The sequence below is a fragment of the Pseudoalteromonas sp. P1-25 genome (genome assembly GCF_001401805.1).
GTDB lineage: Bacteria > Pseudomonadota > Gammaproteobacteria > Enterobacterales > Alteromonadaceae > Pseudoalteromonas.
Genome location: NZ_LKDW01000111.1, coordinates 1 through 317, shown reverse-complemented (window position 1 = coordinate 317; position 317 = coordinate 1). Strand labels below are relative to the sequence as shown.

The 317-nt window shown below is 44.8% G+C and carries 3 tRNA genes; all 3 read right to left on the bottom strand.

From position 1 onward, the window contains the following. Positions 1 to 7: 7 nt before the first annotated feature. The 3 genes from AN393_RS19760 to AN393_RS19755 all read right to left on the bottom strand — a co-directional run bounded on the left by AN393_RS19760 (position 8) and on the right by AN393_RS19755 (position 314). Positions 8 to 83 (bottom strand) — tRNA-Val (locus AN393_RS19760). A 23-nt stretch (positions 84 to 106) separates the two neighbouring features. Beyond that, positions 107 to 195, bottom strand: a tRNA-OTHER gene (locus AN393_RS20270). 43 nt (positions 196 to 238) lie between these two features. After that, a tRNA-Val gene (locus tag AN393_RS19755) sits at positions 239 to 314 on the bottom strand. Between the last annotated feature and the right edge of the window lie 3 nt (positions 315 to 317).

The following is a 317-nucleotide window of genomic DNA, read 5'->3' as shown; positions in this document are numbered from 1 at the left end:
CTAAGAATGGTGGGTCGTACTGGACTTGAACCAGTGACCCTCGCCTTGTAAGGGCGATGCTCTCCCAACTGAGCTAACGACCCATATTACATGCTACTACCTGTAGTAAGTAGTACTGGAGTTTAACCAGTGAACCACGCCATCTTTTATAAAAAGCGGTGATGCTCTCTTTTCCTGTAACTGAGCTAACGACCCATATTACAGTTTTAAAAAACTATTAATATAGTAGGTTTATATGTGGTGGGTGATACTGGACTTGAACCAGTGACCCTCGCCTTGTAAGGGCGATGCTCTCCCAACTGAGCTAATCACCCACA